We start from the raw sequence: 13,765 nt of genomic DNA on the forward strand, positions 1-13,765 counted from the left end.
TAGTTCAACAATAATTATTAAACTATCTAGCTTCATTACTAGGCTTAGAATTGATTTGTGCCCGTCTAAGTTTCTTCATTCGATCAGATGCTGCTTTTCGTTGTTCATCAGTCATCGTGTTCTTTCGTTTTGAACTTATGGAGACTGTTCCGATAATTTCACCTTCTAACAATGCAATTATCCCGTTCTCTTCAACTATCTTCCTTGTCGGGTTTACTAAGTCTTGCCATTTGCGATTGAGAACAGGAACATCACCATAGTAATGCCATTCATTTAATTCACGTTCTAGGCTGATAATAACTTCCTGTTCTTCTCTTGGTACGTAAGCCACTTCTTATACCCCCTGTTCAACTTTCTCAGGTGTTTTGAGAGTCGTCTGATAAACAACTACACCGACATTCAAAATTAGCTTAATGTCATCATATGAGTATCCAAGTTGTATTAATCCTGTTACTAATGACTCGATTTGATTAACAGCAGCCTGTTCCTTTGTAGTAAGAAAATCGAGCGGTGTAGCTTTCGGCTTGGCACCTCTAGCATCGCGTAGCTGCTTAGTATTGAAACCCAACGCCTTCTTGTATACCAAATCAGTGAAGTGTTTATAAAAATGACCACTGAACCCCACTTCTTTAATTGCATCAGTTAGTGACACACGTATCGCTTTACCTTTCGCACGTTCTAAACGCCTTGTCATCAACTCTGCTTCCATCTCATAGAATTGTTTGACCAATTCCGTTTTAAATTCAACTACCTTAGCTGTATTATCTAAAAATGTAATAAGTAAAGTAGCTTGTTGCTGGTTAAGATGATAAAATTTTGCCTTTTGACCACTTGGCATAGCTCGGATTTCAAATCCGACCCTTCCAAAGATTTCTAGCCGATCTTGATGGGTACGAATTAAGCGAGTCACACTGTCACGACTATTTCCAGAAAACTCCGCTATGACTTCATCTGTAGTAAATGGTTCACTATTTAAATCTTCGGATTTAATAAATACTAATTCCTGCATCTCTTACCCCTCCTTATAAATCTTTTCGTTGACTAGCCAATCAACCAATTTCTTGTAGACAGTTTTGCGGACTAATAGAAGTTGTTCATTTTCTATTAGTCCAAGTGTCTTGGCTGAAATACCCATCTCACAAGCTGCAGCTCCTAACGTAATAGTCTTACGTGCACGTCGCTCACGAGGCTTAGCAGCCATTTCTGAATCAAGTTCAAACATCTAATCACCTCTTTTTCCCATTTATTGGGATTTGATATTTTTAGTTTAATTCCCATTTATTGGGATGTCAACCTTTTTCTCATTTTTTGGGAAATAAATTGATTTTCCGTAAGATTTGATGTAGTCTAGCCATAAGAATAAATTGATATGAAAGGACTTTTAAACGGATGAATAGAATGAAAGAGCTGAGGAAGGAAAAAAAAGTTACTTTAATTGAGATGAGTAAAATATTAAAAATACCACGATCCACTCTTAGTAGGTATGAAAATGGGGACAGCGAACCTAAACAAAAAACTTGGGAAGAATTAGCAAATTACTTTGATGTACCAGTTGCTTATTTAATGGGAGTAAGTAATCAAAAGATTGATGATCAAAAAGCACTGGAAATTGCGAAAAACATTTATAAGCGCTATCTGACTGATGAAAGGCTGGATGAGAAACAAAAAAAAGCAGTTAGATATTTTAATAATGAAAACCTAGATGAAGTTTTAAAAAGTGGTATGCGACAATACTTTGCGATTCCTGCCGTTAAAGAAAATATTGATTGGCAAGATTTAGAAAATAATGGTTTTTTAAATACGTGGTTAGATGGATATTTAGAAAATCGCTACCTTAAAGAAGTAAAAACCAATCAAAATTTGATTACAAATACCTATTACAGTATTCCTGATTGCGACGAGATTGATACTTATTCAAATATAGATAATGAAGTCCAGATACCTATTGATGATAGTTTCTTAAAAATGATTTCTTCCGAAATTCCTCAAAAGCTTACTGACGAAATACATCAATTAAAATCAGATGATACCACTTTGCTTATTTCTAATTACGAAAACGCCGTTAGTGAGGAACTTCAAAAAGAAATAAATAATATCTTAGATGAAGCACGAGAAAAAATATCTATTCTTAAAGAAAAGTATCCTGATAATCCAAATGAAATAAAACAGATTACTGCTCTCATAACTAATTCCCGATCTGGTAAATACGAAGTTTGGTCACGAGTTGGAGAAGTTGAAGAAAATGATGAAATCAATATATCCGAACCTCTTAAAGAAATGTTTATACAAATCGGATCAGAAATATTAGAATACAAGAACAACGATTTCAAAGAGACTTACAAGTAATTCCCTACCCTGTCCAATAGTGGACACCCTCCATACATATCCAACGCCCCACGTTAGGTACTGGGAGGAAAAGCACAATGGCAACAATATCTTGCTATATAACTAAAAAAGGTGAAAAACGTTGGATGGTTAAAGCCTATTTAGGTGTTAATCCGACAACTAATAAACAAGTCAACTTACAGAAAAAAGGCTTCTCCAATAAGAAAGAAGCTCAACTATTCTATAATCGTAAAATTGTAGAAATTGAAAAAAATGGTTTTTCAAGTCAGCGTGCGGATACGTTCAAAGAAGTTTATGGGCTTTGGCTTGAAACATACAAGCTCACAGTGAAGAAATCTAGTTATAACCGTTTGAAGCTACAGTTCAAAAGCATATACTTCCTGCTTTTGGTGATCAAAAAATAAAAACGATCAAGCCAGTGGACTTACAGCAGTATGCGAATGAAAAGAGTGAACAGATTCAAGAATACCGGCTGCAGTTATCCAACATTTCTCGAATCTTCGAGTTTGCAATCAAGCAAGGAATCATCGCGACTAATCCTATAAGAATGATCACGATCCCCAAAAAGAAAGCCAATCTCAAAAAGAAAAAAATTAAATATTTTACAAAAAATGAACTAAATATCTTACTCGGTGACGCAAAAAAGAATGAGCCTTACAAGAACTATGCTTTCCTTTACCTGATGGCTAATACAGGTTGTCGCAAGGGGGAAGTTTTAGGGTTGCAGTGGGATTGTATCGACTTTGACAATAATATACTGGAGATTCGGCAAACACTCGCCAGAGGAGAAAACAGACGGTTATATCTTGAAGAACCTAAAACCTCTCATTCTTTTAGGACAATTCCCCTTGATGATAAAACTATCTCTATTTTGAAATCATGGCGAAAAATTCAACGAGAAACAATGTTGCAAGTCGGAGTTAATACGATGAGTTCAAAGCAACTTGTTTTCAGCTCACCACTTAATGAGTTTATCAATATGGATATTCCCAACCGCTGGATGGCTCGAATTTGCAAAAGAACCAATATACCAATATTAACACCCCATTCCCTACGCCATACTTTTTCCACGCTCTTGATCAGTGAAGGTGTGAATCCTAAGGCTGTCTCAGAATTACTTGGTCACTCATCCGTAGCGCTCACCTTAGATATTTATACTGGTGTCTATGAGACAGGAAAAAACCAGCACAATTAAATTATTGGCTGGCATAATCAATTAGAAAAAAAGTGTATAGAAAAGTGTTTAGATTGATATGAAAATGTTTGAGGATATGTGAAAATTAAAAAAAGCTTTTTCCATCTAAAAAGCCCATAATAGCAGTGTTTTTAATTACTCTATTGATAAGCAGTGAAACACCATAAGCCCTATTTTTTAAACTTGGTGTTTTACTCGTTCAATGATGTAGTCCGCATTTAAGACAGAGGTGTTGGTTCGATTCCAGCTGTCCACGTTTTTACACGCTTGCGAGCCTCGCTGGCGTTTTTTTCTTTCTATCAGATTGATAGGATCAGTCAACAACTCAAAAAGGATTGTTTTAATGAAAAAATTTTACAGCTGTCTCTACCGTCAGCCAAGATATATCGTTTATCGGTTAGCTATCGGTTTTTGTCTGCTTTTTTGGCTTTGTATCGGACTTGGCTTCATTTTATTCTGATACTATTATCGTTAAGAAACCTTCGTTAAGACGAAGGTTTCTTTTTTTGTTTTGAGTAAATTTTGCGTATCTTAAGATGACAAACTTTTAAGCAGTACGTCTTTACTTTTCGAACAAATGTTCGTATAATGATTTTGAGGTGATAAGCATGTCTATGATTAGTCCAGATTCTGTTGAATTATTTTATCGAACTTATGATTCTTTAGCCAAAGACTCTCTTCCTTTAGCACTGTTTCTAAATCAAATAACTGAAAAAATGGATGCCGAAGAGCGTGATTATTTCATCATGCCTGCCAAAAAGTCCGGTCGCAAAAAAGATATTTGTTTTCAATTTGAACGGATTGACGACGAACTCGTTTTTAAAGGGATTCACACGAGGAGGAAGGCCGATGGACACACTTAAAGGAACCGTCTCAAAATTAAAAATCATCCAGTATTCTCAACATCCATTAGTCTATTTTCGTTTGGCAGAGACCAACTGCTTGATCGCTAGTCATTCGTTGAATTTTTTGGCCGATGTAGAAGATGGAATGAAACTTATAGTAACGGGTACGCGGAACAAACGAGGGCAATTAATTGTTGCTAAGTACGCCGTTTTAGGAAAAACAAAATTAATGATTGATTTTGAACGCTATCAATCAGTCAGCTAAAAGGACACGCCAATACACCCGGCGTGTCCTTTCTTTTATTCTTTTTTTAACGGACAACCATGACATTACAAGGGGCATTATTGACAACATAAGCGGTAGTGGATCCTAGCAATAAACGTGAAAAAGTTCCCGTCCCCGTGGCCCCCATAATAATCAAATCAATTTTTTCTTGTTCAGCATAAGCAACGATAGTCGCTTTGGGATTGCCTTCATCAATAACTGAAGTATGAGTGATATCTGGCGGAAGCAATTCTTCTAGTGATTCGACTACAGCGTTTGCGGCTTTATTAACGTTTTTCATAATATGGTCCACCGCATAGGGCTCCGCACCAAGTCGATTGGTATCTGCGACAATTAAAATATGCAAATGCGCTTCGTTCCGACGGGTTACCTCGATTGCCTCTTGAAATGCTCTTCGGGCCTGATCAGATGAATCAACTGCAACTAAAATATTTTTGTATGCTTCTTTCATAATAAGACCTCCCTTTACTCCATTGTATCCATAAAACGGTTCATTTGTACAGAAATTATAAAGCGCTTTCCAAACAGATGTCTGCCCTTTGATCAAAAGGCAAATAAAAAAAGTACCTTGGGGACCAAGGCACTTAAAGGGGATGCTAGTCATTCGACTAGCTAAGAAAGATTGAGAGAGGTCTTCCTCATAATCATATTTTACCAGATTTCTTTCTATTTTTGGTGATTTTAGAAATTGTTTTTTTAACATTTTTAAATTTATTCACGATGTTACTAAATTTTTTAGCTATATCATCTCAGATATTTTTCTTTTTATCCCATTTAAACATAATATAAATGGTTATTTTTAAATAGAAAAAGGCTAAACAAAACAAGCTCACAACTTTTTCGTTACAAGCTTGCTTAAACACTTCGATATTTTTTTCACAAATACGAGTAAAAAAATTAAACTCCTACGTATTTTAATTCTAAGCCTTTGACTTCATCTTGCTGTTCTACTTGATATGAAGTAAAAAGGGTATTCATTGTTTGTGGGTCTAAAGCCAGCTTAACAAAGGTTGGTAACTCTTTTGCTTGCTGAGTGCTTTTTGTTTGAGACGCAATCAACGGTTCAATCATTTTTGCAAAGCCGCTCGTGATTGAAATAGTCTTCTTCTCACAACGAATAGCATCTCTTAATTCAACAGGATTCGCAACTACTTTTTTCATTCCCATCACCTCTTCTTTTTTTTGATGATAGCATAGCCAATCTAATAAAGCAACGATTTTGTGAACTAAAACACAAAAATATTTTATCAACGCTACTTAGAATCTGCTATACTTTTTTTGAGGTGATCAAATGAAAAAGGATTTACAACGAAAAATACGAGGCCAGATAAACGATGACTATGTAGCAGTTTACCAAAAAAAATCAGAAAATGAATTGCTAGAACTCCTCTATTCAGAAGAAGCTTGGCAGCGTTCTGTTGCCGCTGAACTGCTGCTACTGACACCCGAAACTACAGATATCTTGTTAAAAAAGTTACAAGTTGAAAAAGCCTTATACACCCGTTTAGCGATTACAAAAAAGCTGGAAAGCGGTGATCAAGAAACCGCCAAAAAAATGATCACCTACCTAGCACGGATCGGCAACAACCAACATCGCCAGCCGATCCCGCCGTCAAAAAAGCAATCGTTTCCCTTACCACGCGATTTGATTGCTCGTTCACTAGGCCGGATGCAGCCGGCAATTTTTAGCACCCTGTTAGCTGCACTAGAAAACCTTTCTGTTTTGCAGTTAAGTGAAATCCTGGATGCGATTGGCTATATGGCTTTTTATCAGCCGTCCTTAGCCACCACAGAAACTTATCAACGACTACTAAAAGTCAGAAAGACGATGATTGATCAGCCATTGATTCAGTGGAAATTAGTGATTTGTTTTTCGGCATTTCCGCAAAGCAAAGAATTATTATTACGCGAAAAAGAATTTGCACCTGAAGCACGACGGTCATTGCGTTCGCTTGCTAAAAAATAAACCGACTTCATTAATCATTAATGAGGTCGGTTTATTTGCTGATTATGCATATTGTTGAATGATTTGATACAAAGCTTCCGTTGCGCCGATGCCACTTTTTTCATCATAGTAGCGCGTAAAACGTTCATCTGCTAGATACATTTCGCTTAATCCTTTGTGGGCCGCGCTGGAGTATTCCTTCCAACTGAACAGCAGCCATGCCTTGTGTAGCGCTGCGATTTCTTTGCCTAGCTGTTGATTGGGTGTGGCTAAATAGTCCGACAGTTTTTCCAGTAATTCCGCTTCGATCCCTTGCATTTTTTGGTAGTCTGCTTCACGCATACCTTGCCATTTTTCGTTGGAGGCTGCGACTGCTTCTGTACCATAGTGCTCGCGAATCTCAGTACCATACTGCGCTTCATTTTCTGCTAATTTCTCTGCTTTAAAAGTTTGAAATTTTTCTTCATTTGTCATATTGATCTCTCCTTGATAATAACGTAGGGTGTCTTCAAGCACATTTAATAGCTGATCCAGCTCTTGCCGTTTCTGCTTTAATTGAACTTTTTGTTCGATTAAGGTCGCTTGAATTTTTTCATCAGGTCGGTCCACCATTTCTTTGATTGTTCTCAGGGGCAGCCCCAGCGAACGATACAATAAAATCTGCTGCAGCCGATCAATTTCTTTTTCAGTATAGATACGATAGCCCGCTTCACTTAAAAAGGCCGGCTTCAATAATGACCGTTCGTCATAAAATCGCAGGGTCCGTGCACTGACACCTGACATTTCCGCCATTTGCTTGATTGTGTAATTCATCTATCTTATCCATCCTATCTGATCACTTATTTCAACGGCTTCATCCGCCTGACACATTGATCTTACACCTTTACGTAACGAGAAGGTCAAGAGAAATAAAAAGAGGTTGGGAAAGAAGTGTTCAGCTTCAAGAAATTTCGGCTTATTTCCGAAGAAGCTACTTCTGTCACACCGTTTATACGGAAATAGGAGCTGAGACAAATTAATGTCCCAGCTCCTGTGACTGTATTTACTTAACTACCATGACATTGCAAAGGGCGTTGTTGACTACATAGGTCGTCGTAGAACCAACTAGAATTCGTTCAAGTGCGCCTTTTCCGGTGGCACCCATATAGATCAGATCAATTTTGTACGTTTTTGGCAGGTCAAAAGCGATTAACCTTTTGGGGTTGCCAACAGCGGTAATGATTTGTTTGTTGTAATAATCAATTGCCGCAGCTTCTCGTTCTAGCGCTTCACACGCAGCTTTTTTTTCTTCGGAGATAATTTGGGACACAGGCGTCGCACTATTTACTAATAAACCACTGTCATTTACAATTTGCGCGAGATACAGACGAGCATTGTTTCGTCTTGCGGCTTCAACCGCCTCCATCATAGCCTGGTGGGCTTGCGGAGAACCGTCAATCGCAACAAGAATATTATCATAGCGTTCTTTCATTCTGCCTTCCCCCTTTAATTCTAGTATAACAAGCCAGTGACTTTTTGTAAGCCTTTTTTTGACGATCAGTCTTATTAGGCTTTTTTCAAGTATAGCGATTGCTGATCGGTCTCTTGATAGACCCTTTTCATCTCAGACCAAGGGACTTTGCGATTTTTGTAACCATAGGGATCGTTGACATACACCACTTTTTTTTCGCGATCAAAGCCAGTGATAACTGCTGAATGGATCAAGGGCGTTACGTAGCTGCTGCCTTGGTCCGTCTCCCAAAGCAGAAAATCATTGTTCGTCGGTACTTGGAAATCAACCGTTGCAATGATCCAAACAGGCTTTCCGCTGGCAACGATATCCATCACTTTATTAAAGGACGTTTTTTCATTAGCGATCACTTGATACTCGTCGCCAACATATTTTTTGGCTAATTTCGCGATCGGCTCCACCGCCACACCCATCGCTTCATCGCCGCCAGTAATATCACCAACAAATCCCAAATGAGGATCACCGTGATTGCCTGATTCGGTGTATAGCGGTTGATAATCTAACTCATTCGCCAGTTCATTTTTTGTCGTGTGATAGCCATAGTAACGCAGCAACATCGAAAGCGCTGTAACTTCACAACCATTATCTAAAGCATCTCCATCAAATTGATCTTCCAATGGAACATCTAATTTGATTTTTTCTTTTTGCTGAGTCTGTTCTAATTCTTCAAAACCGCTGGTGCTTGCTTTAACAAGAAAATAGCCGGCACCCGCCAGAATCAGTAGCACCACCAGTGTGCGTAAAATCTTTTTCATCATTTCCACCTAATTAAAAATTATTATCAAAAGAGAAGTGTAAGTGGAAATCGGCAAATGGACAAAGAAAACGACCTCGCTGCCAGAAATTTTAGCCTATCTTAACCTATTCCGCTTCCAATTTAACCTTTTTTTACAAACTTTTTGTTAGTGAAAACTTGAAGTTTGTGTTATATTAATAGGTGGAATTTCGTTATCAACGTGATAGTTGCCTTTCGTCAATACAAGAAAGGAGAATGAATTATGACATTCTATAACACAGAAGTACAATATCGCGTCACTCTAGACACGGATTTAAATCTTTTTATCGTTTTTGATAAAAAAGACAGAAATCATGTGGCAACTGGCGTAACAATTGAACAAGCCGTCCAAGAATTACAAAAAAATTAATTTGGACTTTCATTTACTCCGTATCTTTTGCTAAGCGGAAAAGACAGACAGGATAAGACTAGCATCCTTGTCTGCCAAAAATGAATCCCTTAATGCGAATTAGGATGCCAGTCCAACTTTGCGAATTCAATTTCGTATTTCAATGCGATTAGTTGAATCGTATGAGAAACGACAATAGGTGTATATTTCATGCTTTTGGAAAAATACTTACTCATCTAGGAGTTAGCCCTATTGATAACCTTTAGCTGGATGGTATGCGTGATGAGAATAGAATCCATTTTGGGAAAAAATGAATTCCTTAATACGAATTAGGATGCCAGTTCAACTCTTTGCAGTTTACTCAGCTGTGATGCAATTTTATGATTTTCTATAAATCATGGAGTCAAATGTTTAGTTGAATGGTATACGTGATGAGAGTAGAATTCATTTTTGTAAAAATGATTCCTTTAATACGAATTAGGAGTGACTGATCAATGATAGACGCGAATGTGCGTTAAAAGCACCTGCTGTGAATCCACGGTAGGTGCCTTTTTGTGTCTAAAATACTTTCTCATGACCTAGATAATTACAAGAAAAGTAGCTAGGTCATTCCTAGATTGTTTTTTTCACCTCACAAAAAGACATTGACGAAAAAAATTTCGTCAATGTCTCTCTATCTCACAACCATCACATTGCAAGGGGCATGATTCACAATATATCCAGTGGTTGAACCGACTAATAGACGTTGGAAGCGACCTTTACCGGTGGCACCGACGTAGATCAAATCAATGTCATATTGCTGTGGCAGTTCTTCTGTTAAGGCCCGTTTGGGATTGCCGATGTATTGAACTAATTCCATATTTTGATAGCGGCCGCGTTCTGCCAGCTTTGCTAAATATTGTTTGGCCCGCTTGGTTTCTTCGGACAAAATATCGTCCATCGGTTGGGCAGAGCTCATTAAAATACTCGAATCATCAATGACTTGGACCACATACAATTTCGCATCATTTCTTCTAGCAGCTCCGATTGCTTCAAAAAAAGCTCCTTCAGATTGATCTGAGCCATCTACCGCCACCATAATATTTTTGTACCGACTGTTCATCTTTTCCCCTTCTTTCATCGAATGACTGTTACACTACAAGGTGCGTGGTTCACCACATACGCCGCTGTAGAGCCGATCCGTGACAAACGAATCTCACCTTTTCCGGTAGCACCTAAAAAAATCAGATCAATCTCATTGTTTTTTGCAAAATCAATGATCTTTTCTTTTGGACTTCCTAGCTCTACAAAAGGTTCTACATTCTCTAATTCCCTGCGAGACGCGTCTTGAATTTTTTTCAATAAATCTTTTTCTATTTGCTCTTTTTCCGCTGCATAAAGCTTACTGAAAGAAAAAGCGCTGGTGGAGAGTTCACTGTCGTTAATGATTGAAATAACATTCAGTTTTGCATCATCACGTTTGGCCGCTTCAACTGCTTCATCAAAGGCCCGCTCAGAATGGTCAGACCCGTCGATTGCCACTAGAATATTTTTGTATTTACTAATCATTGTAACCGCCTCCTTAATTAAATTATAAAGGAAAAGCAAGAATCTGTGAAACGAAATCACCTTTTCATAAAAAAATTCGATAACAATTATTTCTAAATAAATATCACATCATCCGCCAATAACAAGCGTTCTTAAAATTAAAAATAATTATTATTTGCTAAGATTGAATGATAAAATAAAAGAGGCGTCAGGATAAAAAAGAAATTTTCGGCTAACAATCGACAAAATTATCAGCGAAAAATGAAGAAGCCTTTTTACAAGCAAGTCAGTTTTTGAGTTGTCTTACTCTTAATCGTTAGTGGGTTGGCAGCTAGTCTGGGCGCTGAAGAACAGGAAAATCTTGGTGAGGACACGACTCAAAGTTCGGTTTTACCAGATATACAACAAGAAACAGCTGAAATTGAAGCCGCTCCCAAGGCCGTTCCGACTAAAGCGGAAACACCGGCAGATACACTAGTAGAATTGGAGACGATTGAGTCCTCTCAACCCGCGAAGGAATCTGCTTCAGATGTTCCCTCGGACTATTGTTCCGCCTTAAGAAGCGCCAAAAGTTATTCTGACAGGATGCACATGTCAAAAGCAGGCATTTATGATCAGCTAACCTCGGAATACGGTGAAAAATTTACTGCGACAGAAGCGAACTATGCTATACAAAATTTGCCATAATCCGCTTTTATACTGAGATTTTTTGAGCATTATTCTTGAATCTTTTTTTTCAATCCGTTAAGGTAAGAATAGTTCATTTGTTTATCCGAGTTCCTTCCCAGGACTCCAGCCGTCGTTGCCCTGCGACGGCTTTTATATTTGACTGCTAAGCAAAATAATTGCACGGAAAGCCCTTTCCCATTATAGTACAAGTATGGGCTATGCCCTTCCTTTATATAATTTGTTTTTTTCACTTGTTGACCGTTCATTCCATGACGGTCTTTTTTTTATTTTTCCGTTCTACTTCCGTATCCTGTGTTAAACTTAAAGTGTTTACAAAGTGATCGGAGGCAGCAGTATGTATAAAGCCAATTTAAAAAATATCATCAATAGTAAAGAGGAAAAAACGATTGCTCTTTCCTTAATTCCTCATGTCGGCGACACATTACAAATCAAAGAACCAAATAAATTTCTATTGATCCACGGCATCACCTATTTGGCGGAAAACGAAAGTGTCGATCTAGAAATTTTTGTTGAACCGATTGATCGAACGTATTGGATGAATGAAATATAATGAAAGCGGGGTCACTCTATGATTGCTCATAAAAGAGACTGTCTCCATGTAATTTAAAAACAACTATCAATTACATGGAGGAAAATACAATGAAAAATATTTATGATAATAATGCTTTTTTTGAAAGCTATAGTCAAATGGCGCGCAGCCAACAAGGGCTGGCAGGTGCCGGTGAGTGGCAGACTTTGAAAGCCTTACTACCCGATTTTAAAGACAAACGAGTTTTGGATCTTGGCTGTGGTTATGGTTGGCACTGTCTATATGCTGCCGAGCATGGTGCAGCATCTGTCGTCGGAGTTGATCTTTCAGAAAAAATGTTGGCGGTCGCTCGTCAGAAAAATAGCTTCACAAACGTGGTCTATCTCCACGATAGTATCGATACAGTGGACTTTGAAGCTGGAAGTTTTGATATTGTTCTCAGTTCATTAGCGATTCATTATATTGAGGACTTCACTACACTAGCGAAAAACATCGCCAAATGGTTGGCTCCAACTGGGCAATTAATCTTCTCAGTAGAACATCCTATTTTTACTGCAGAAGGAACCCAAGATTGGATTTACGATCAAAAAGGAGCGATTGCTCACTTTCCAGTGGATAATTATTTTTATGAAGGAAAACGGACCGCTCATTTTTTAGGCGCGAATGTCACCAAATACCATCGGACATTGACTACTTATCTGGATAGCCTATTAACAAATGGCTTTCAGCTCAAACGGATCGTAGAACCCGCACCACCGAAGAATATGTGGGATATCCCTGGCATGAAAGACGAAATGCGCCGCCCGATGATGCTGATTGTAAAGGCGGAGAAGGAATAACTAAATCGCCCTCAACTTAACCGAAATGGTTTCGGCTAAGTTGAGGGCTTTATATTATTTTGTTGGAAATTGCGCTTGATCAATCATTGCGCAATAGTTTTCCACATTTCGCCATTTTCTGTCCAAGTATTATCAAATTATTGATCTTTCTTAAACGAACCTGTATAGGTCTTATTAAACGGTTATGTTCATTGGCCCATGATTTCTTCCAACAGTTTTCATTTTCAATACAACCTTATTTTTCAGTCGCAATTTTTTTGATGTAATTAACTTGTGTAGAATTTGTATGTTCCCATGTATCATAGCCTGCTTGCTTCATCATACCTTTGATCTTTTCTAAGTCCGTAGGATTTTGAACATAAGTATATTGATTTCCTACTAACCAATAAACTTTGCTATTTGATTTGAATAACAACATGACATCTCCCCCTTTCTTTTTAGATGATTCTTCTCCACTTGTGTTTTTTAGCCGATAATACTCAATAGGTTCATAACCCATGTATCCGCCTGCTGCCGGAGTGGTATAAATACCATTCCGGCCATATGAACAATGAATAATTGTACTATTGTCGATGAAAATACCTGTATGACCGTCATTTGCCCAGTATTTTGATACAAAGATATCCCCTTTTCGACACTCAGAACGAGCTATCTTTGTTGTAATAGGTGGTAACGTCGTGTCATGCAGTGAACCAGTCCATCCCATACTTCCAGCTGGAATAAAGCCACCTGCAATCAACGAAAAATATACAGCAGAACTACAATCGTAACTATGCGGACCTAAACGCGACGTTTGACTGTAAGTCACTTTCCCTTCACGATCTTTCATCCATTGAATCATTTTATTTATATCGCCCATTTTTTCACCCCTCTCTGCTTTTTACTGAAAAATTATAGTTATTGAGACCTTACTCTGGTAAATTACATTC

19 protein-coding genes and 2 pseudogenes are annotated in these 13,765 nt (G+C 37.9%); 10 read left to right on the top strand and 11 right to left on the bottom strand.

What is annotated here, in order from left to right:
- Positions 1–22: 22 nt before the first annotated feature.
- The 3 genes from RV00_RS08015 to RV00_RS08025 are packed head-to-tail and all read right to left on the bottom strand — an operon-like array spanning position 23 to position 1,222.
- A complete protein-coding gene (locus RV00_RS08015; protein WP_071862076.1) occupies positions 23–331 on the bottom strand; it encodes a hypothetical protein in 309 nt (102 codons plus the stop codon).
- Positions 332–334: 3 nt separating this feature from the next.
- Positions 335–1,009 carry a Rha family transcriptional regulator gene (locus RV00_RS08020; RefSeq protein WP_071862077.1) on the bottom strand — a complete coding sequence of 225 codons (675 nt, stop codon included), beginning with the start codon at positions 1,007–1,009 and terminating at the stop codon, positions 335–337.
- Positions 1,010–1,012: 3 nt separating this feature from the next.
- A complete protein-coding gene (locus RV00_RS08025; RefSeq protein WP_071862078.1) occupies positions 1,013–1,222 on the bottom strand; it encodes a toxin-antitoxin system, antitoxin component, Xre domain protein in 210 nt (69 codons plus the stop codon).
- 167 nt (positions 1,223–1,389) lie between these two features.
- Here RV00_RS08025 and RV00_RS08030 point away from each other — a divergent pair, with 167 nt between their 5' ends.
- The 5 genes and pseudogenes from RV00_RS08030 to RV00_RS08045 all read left to right on the top strand — a co-directional run bounded on the left by RV00_RS08030 (position 1,390) and on the right by RV00_RS08045 (position 4,651).
- Positions 1,390–2,346: a helix-turn-helix domain-containing protein gene (locus RV00_RS08030; protein WP_071862079.1), complete on the top strand. Its 957-nt coding sequence runs from the start codon at positions 1,390–1,392 to the stop codon at positions 2,344–2,346.
- Positions 2,347–2,471: 125 nt separating this feature from the next.
- A pseudogene (locus tag RV00_RS16115) lies at positions 2,472–2,734 on the top strand (tyrosine-type recombinase/integrase); the annotation flags it as partial.
- 30 nt (positions 2,735–2,764) lie between these two features.
- Positions 2,765–3,541, top strand: a complete 777-nt coding sequence (locus RV00_RS08035; RefSeq protein ID WP_084133264.1) for a site-specific integrase — start codon at positions 2,765–2,767, stop codon at positions 3,539–3,541.
- Positions 3,542–4,149: 608 nt separating this feature from the next.
- Positions 4,150–4,404: a DUF5960 family protein gene (locus tag RV00_RS08040; RefSeq protein WP_071862080.1), complete on the top strand. Its 255-nt coding sequence runs from the start codon at positions 4,150–4,152 to the stop codon at positions 4,402–4,404.
- Positions 4,391–4,651, top strand: coding sequence for a hypothetical protein (locus RV00_RS08045; protein WP_071862081.1), 261 nt, complete (start codon positions 4,391–4,393; stop codon positions 4,649–4,651). The genes RV00_RS08040 and RV00_RS08045 overlap by 14 nt, the downstream gene beginning before the upstream one ends.
- 46 nt (positions 4,652–4,697) lie before the next feature.
- On the opposite strand, the gene RV00_RS08050 is transcribed toward RV00_RS08045, so the two are convergent.
- Positions 4,698–5,123, bottom strand: a complete 426-nt coding sequence (locus RV00_RS08050; RefSeq protein WP_071862082.1) for a universal stress protein — start codon at positions 5,121–5,123, stop codon at positions 4,698–4,700.
- Positions 5,124–5,569: 446 nt separating this feature from the next.
- Positions 5,570–5,833, bottom strand: coding sequence for a hypothetical protein (locus RV00_RS08055; RefSeq protein WP_071862083.1), 264 nt, complete (start codon positions 5,831–5,833; stop codon positions 5,570–5,572).
- Positions 5,834–5,963: 130 nt separating this feature from the next.
- On the opposite strand from RV00_RS08055, the gene RV00_RS08060 reads away from it, so the two are divergent.
- Positions 5,964–6,638, top strand: coding sequence for a hypothetical protein (locus tag RV00_RS08060; protein ID WP_071862084.1), 675 nt, complete (start codon positions 5,964–5,966; stop codon positions 6,636–6,638).
- Positions 6,639–6,680: 42 nt separating this feature from the next.
- Here RV00_RS08060 and RV00_RS08065 read toward each other — a convergent pair whose 3' ends face one another.
- The 3 genes from RV00_RS08065 to RV00_RS08080 all read right to left on the bottom strand — a co-directional run bounded on the left by RV00_RS08065 (position 6,681) and on the right by RV00_RS08080 (position 8,885).
- The gene (locus RV00_RS08065) at positions 6,681–7,430 is read right to left on the bottom strand and encodes a MerR family transcriptional regulator (RefSeq protein ID WP_071862085.1); all 750 of its coding nucleotides are present in this window, start codon (positions 7,428–7,430) and stop codon (positions 6,681–6,683) included.
- Positions 7,431–7,659: 229 nt separating this feature from the next.
- Positions 7,660–8,088: a universal stress protein gene (locus RV00_RS08075; RefSeq protein WP_071862087.1), complete on the bottom strand. Its 429-nt coding sequence runs from the start codon at positions 8,086–8,088 to the stop codon at positions 7,660–7,662.
- 74 nt (positions 8,089–8,162) lie between these two features.
- On the bottom strand, positions 8,163–8,885 hold the full coding sequence (locus RV00_RS08080) for a C39 family peptidase (RefSeq protein ID WP_071862088.1): 723 nt from the start codon (positions 8,883–8,885) through the stop codon (positions 8,163–8,165).
- 240 nt (positions 8,886–9,125) lie between these two features.
- Here RV00_RS08080 and RV00_RS16390 point away from each other — a divergent pair, with 240 nt between their 5' ends.
- Positions 9,126–9,272: a hypothetical protein gene (locus RV00_RS16390; protein WP_169818936.1), complete on the top strand. Its 147-nt coding sequence runs from the start codon at positions 9,126–9,128 to the stop codon at positions 9,270–9,272.
- 652 nt (positions 9,273–9,924) lie between these two features.
- On the opposite strand, the gene RV00_RS08085 is transcribed toward RV00_RS16390, so the two are convergent.
- Complete coding sequence (locus tag RV00_RS08085; RefSeq protein ID WP_071862089.1) at positions 9,925–10,353, bottom strand: universal stress protein; 429 nt, start codon at positions 10,351–10,353, stop codon at positions 9,925–9,927.
- A gap of 14 nt (positions 10,354–10,367) precedes the next feature.
- Entirely contained in the window at positions 10,368–10,799 is a 432-nt protein-coding gene (locus RV00_RS08090; RefSeq protein WP_071862090.1) for a universal stress protein, read from the bottom strand.
- Between the two features lie 531 nt (positions 10,800–11,330).
- On the opposite strand from RV00_RS08090, the pseudogene RV00_RS16870 reads away from it, so the two are divergent.
- The 3 genes and pseudogenes from RV00_RS16870 to RV00_RS08105 all read left to right on the top strand — a co-directional run.
- Positions 11,331–11,459: pseudogene (locus RV00_RS16870) on the top strand (Ltp family lipoprotein); the annotation flags it as partial.
- A 343-nt stretch (positions 11,460–11,802) separates the two neighbouring features.
- Complete coding sequence (locus RV00_RS08100) at positions 11,803–12,018, top strand: hypothetical protein (RefSeq protein ID WP_071862092.1); 216 nt, start codon at positions 11,803–11,805, stop codon at positions 12,016–12,018.
- Between the two features lie 89 nt (positions 12,019–12,107).
- Positions 12,108–12,836: a class I SAM-dependent methyltransferase gene (locus tag RV00_RS08105; RefSeq protein WP_071862093.1), complete on the top strand. Its 729-nt coding sequence runs from the start codon at positions 12,108–12,110 to the stop codon at positions 12,834–12,836.
- 235 nt (positions 12,837–13,071) lie between these two features.
- On the opposite strand, the gene RV00_RS08110 is transcribed toward RV00_RS08105, so the two are convergent.
- Positions 13,072–13,695: a peptidoglycan amidohydrolase family protein gene (locus tag RV00_RS08110; protein ID WP_071862094.1), complete on the bottom strand. Its 624-nt coding sequence runs from the start codon at positions 13,693–13,695 to the stop codon at positions 13,072–13,074.
- Positions 13,696–13,765: the final 70 nt, after the last annotated feature.

It is taken from the genome of Enterococcus devriesei, assembly GCF_001885905.1.
Classification (GTDB): Bacteria; Bacillota; Bacilli; order Lactobacillales; family Enterococcaceae; genus Enterococcus_A; species Enterococcus_A devriesei.

What these genes read in the sequence shown, in the direction of transcription:
- RV00_RS08030 (WP_071862079.1), top strand. Translation starts at nt 1,390, where the DNA reads ATGAATAGAATGAAAGAGCTGAGGAAGGAAAAAAAAGTTACTTTAATT.
- RV00_RS08100 (WP_071862092.1), top strand. Translation starts at nt 11,803, where the DNA reads ATGTATAAAGCCAATTTAAAAAATATCATCAATAGTAAAGAGGAAAAA.
- RV00_RS08060 (WP_071862084.1), top strand. Translation starts at nt 5,964, where the DNA reads ATGAAAAAGGATTTACAACGAAAAATACGAGGCCAGATAAACGATGAC.
- RV00_RS08085 (WP_071862089.1), bottom strand. Translation starts at nt 10,353, where the DNA reads ATGAACAGTCGGTACAAAAATATTATGGTGGCGGTAGATGGCTCAGAT.
- RV00_RS08050 (WP_071862082.1), bottom strand. Translation starts at nt 5,123, where the DNA reads ATGAAAGAAGCATACAAAAATATTTTAGTTGCAGTTGATTCATCTGAT.
- RV00_RS08065 (WP_071862085.1), bottom strand. Translation starts at nt 7,430, where the DNA reads ATGAATTACACAATCAAGCAAATGGCGGAAATGTCAGGTGTCAGTGCA.
- RV00_RS08080 (WP_071862088.1), bottom strand. Translation starts at nt 8,885, where the DNA reads ATGATGAAAAAGATTTTACGCACACTGGTGGTGCTACTGATTCTGGCG.
- RV00_RS08090 (WP_071862090.1), bottom strand. Translation starts at nt 10,799, where the DNA reads ATGATTAGTAAATACAAAAATATTCTAGTGGCAATCGACGGGTCTGAC.
- RV00_RS16390 (WP_169818936.1), top strand. Translation starts at nt 9,126, where the DNA reads ATGACATTCTATAACACAGAAGTACAATATCGCGTCACTCTAGACACG.
- RV00_RS08075 (WP_071862087.1), bottom strand. Translation starts at nt 8,088, where the DNA reads ATGAAAGAACGCTATGATAATATTCTTGTTGCGATTGACGGTTCTCCG.
- RV00_RS08110 (WP_071862094.1), bottom strand. Translation starts at nt 13,695, where the DNA reads ATGGGCGATATAAATAAAATGATTCAATGGATGAAAGATCGTGAAGGG.
- RV00_RS08040 (WP_071862080.1), top strand. Translation starts at nt 4,150, where the DNA reads ATGTCTATGATTAGTCCAGATTCTGTTGAATTATTTTATCGAACTTAT.
- RV00_RS08020 (WP_071862077.1), bottom strand. Translation starts at nt 1,009, where the DNA reads ATGCAGGAATTAGTATTTATTAAATCCGAAGATTTAAATAGTGAACCA.
- RV00_RS08105 (WP_071862093.1), top strand. Translation starts at nt 12,108, where the DNA reads ATGAAAAATATTTATGATAATAATGCTTTTTTTGAAAGCTATAGTCAA.
- RV00_RS08025 (WP_071862078.1), bottom strand. Translation starts at nt 1,222, where the DNA reads ATGTTTGAACTTGATTCAGAAATGGCTGCTAAGCCTCGTGAGCGACGT.
- RV00_RS08045 (WP_071862081.1), top strand. Translation starts at nt 4,391, where the DNA reads ATGGACACACTTAAAGGAACCGTCTCAAAATTAAAAATCATCCAGTAT.
- RV00_RS08055 (WP_071862083.1), bottom strand. Translation starts at nt 5,833, where the DNA reads ATGAAAAAAGTAGTTGCGAATCCTGTTGAATTAAGAGATGCTATTCGT.